The organism is uncultured Oceanicoccus sp. (assembly GCF_963968385.1).
Classification (GTDB): Bacteria; Pseudomonadota; Gammaproteobacteria; order Pseudomonadales; family Dasaniaceae; genus Oceanicoccus.
The window spans coordinates 1-2,251 of sequence record NZ_CAXAHB010000138.1 but is presented as its reverse complement, the minus strand read 5'-3'; the positions used below and the strand labels follow the sequence as shown (position 1 = coordinate 2,251).

2 protein-coding genes are annotated in these 2,251 nt (G+C 47.0%); one reads left to right on the top strand and one right to left on the bottom strand.

The features are described from left to right. Positions 1 to 1,384, top strand: a 1,384-nt coding sequence (locus AACP44_RS09065) for an ATP-binding protein (RefSeq protein ID WP_339340205.1), incomplete at its 5' end; no start/stop codon positions are given. Between the two features lie 59 nt (positions 1,385 to 1,443). Here AACP44_RS09065 and AACP44_RS09060 read toward each other — a convergent pair. Further along, on the bottom strand, positions 1,444 to 2,145 hold the full coding sequence (locus AACP44_RS09060; RefSeq protein ID WP_339340204.1) for an OmpA family protein: 702 nt from the start codon (positions 2,143 to 2,145) through the stop codon (positions 1,444 to 1,446). Positions 2,146 to 2,251: the final 106 nt, after the last annotated feature.

Sequence of the window (2,251 nt, the reverse complement as noted above, 5' to 3'; positions counted from 1 at the left end):
TGATGAACCTTCCGCTGACGAGATCCGCTACGGCCCCTATATCAACAACAGCCCGATACCGAATTTAATTTATCAACCGGATAATTTAAAAACGCTACTCAATACGTATACCCAAGCGGGGCAACGACTGAGGCTGTTAAATCCTGCAGGTTGGTTGATAGCGTCCACCGGTAGCCCAGAACCAGCAACCCGTTCTGACAGCCACTGGTTGCTGCAAAAACTCTATCGCGGTTTACTGGCAGACCATTACCGGCAGCAACCGGCTTATAGTGAGGGAGTTAATTTTTCCCAACGCCAGGAATTTAAACAAGCCAAAGACGGCGCCAATGCTTCACTATGGTATAACGACTCACTGAGAGCCAAGCATCATATTTTGGCCAATGCTGCACCCGTATTAGTTAACGGACAGTTAGCGGCCATTTTAATCGCCGAACAAAGTAGCGAACAAACCGCCACCCTTACCGATCAGGCCTTTAATCGTTTGTTTTCGCTGAGCATTGTTATTATGGGCGGCTCGACGCTGGCGCTACTTGGCTATGCCAGCTGGCTATCTTGGCGTATCCGGCAATTAAGTAAAGCCACCCAACTTGCGCTGGATGAACAGGGTAATATTTGTAATCACTATCCTGACAGCAAGGCCAGCGATGAGATTGGGGTGCTTACCCGAAACTATAGTGAGCTCATGAAACGTATTGGCGACTATACCGATTATTTGCAAACCCTTTCTCGCAAGTTATCCCATGAGCTTCGCACCCCGCTGGCTATTATTCATTCCTCGCTTGATAACCTTGAGGCACAAGCGCTTGATCAACCAAGCCGCACCTATCAACAACGTGCCAAAGAAGGTGCGCTGCGGCTGGGCAAGATCCTCACCGCCATGAGCGAGGCCAAACGGGTAGAAGAAAGTATTGAGCATTCCGAACTTGAGCCTATCGATATGATTGCTTTGTTAACGCAACTCACTGCCGCCTATAAAGATCTCTACCAAAGCCATCATATCCAGTTTGAAAACCGTTACGCTAGCACCACATTAATGGTTAATGCGGTACCCGATCTGGTGGTGCAAATGCTGGATAAGCTGATTGATAATGCGGTCAGTTTCTGTCCTGCTGATGGCGCCATTATGATTAGCCTTAAACAGCAAAAACATAAGCTAGTGATTGCTGTCAGTAATGATGGGCCGCCGCTACCTGAAGCGATGCAGAATCATCTATTCGATAATATGGTGTCACTCAGGGATGAAAGCAAAGGCGATACCGCGCACTTGGGGCTGGGGCTTTATATTGTCAGCTTGATTGTCAACTTCCATGACGGCGCGATTATGGCCAATAACCGCGCGGATAATAGCGGAGTTATTTTTTCTATCACATTACCTATGGCCTAATATCTCCCAAGCATAAAAAACCCAGCCGAAGCTGGGTTTTTTATTACTACCACAAGCGCTTACTCAGCAATCATAACGCCAGCAAAGGCTTCTTGGTCAGGCTGGAACAGTTGAATTTTTACCACACGATCCAGCGCGTAACTATCATAATCACCCGGTACCGACAGTGACTGACTAGCGCCATGTGAGTACTTTTTTATACGGCTATCATCGACACCATTATCGACTAGCAGATCAAACACCGAGCTCACCCGCTGTTCAGATAAGCGCTGATTTTCCTCTGCATCGCCACGGGGGTCGGCATAACCATCAAGACGAATATGGATATCGGGATTTTCTGATAAAAATTTCGCCAGAAAAGACAGCCGCTCTATCCCTTGCTCTGTCAAATCACTGTTATTAGTCCTAAACATTAACTCCAACTGTAATTGCTCCAATGCTATACGAGCATAATGCTGGGTACTCAGCTGGTATGTGGCCAACTGGTCCCCCAGTTGCTCAATATGACTGTTAGCTGCAGACAATTGTGCTTCCACTTCTTCAACACGGTCTGCATCCATAATCTCCTGATCTAGCCAGTCCCCAGCCATCAGTCCCGGAATGGCACCAATCGGCCCCATAGTGGCAACCCCTATCACCACACTGCTAGTGACAATACCAAGCCGTTTGGCATCGATGGTGGTTTGTTGGGTATCTGCCATAGCCAAGGTAGAAGCCATAAAACACATTCCCAGAGCAGGTAAAAACATAGGCATTTTCATAATCGTTCCTCTTTGATTGAATTTGTTGTGCGTTGCAAATCTACGGTTGTGATTAAACAACCTGAAAATGGCTTTTTTGTGGGAACATTCGATATCAATCGTGAAA

Excerpts from the sequence above, each read along its gene's own strand:
- AACP44_RS09060 (WP_339340204.1), bottom strand. The coding sequence starts at position 2,145 with ATGAAAATGCCTATGTTTTTACCTGCTCTGGGAATGTGTTTTATGGCT.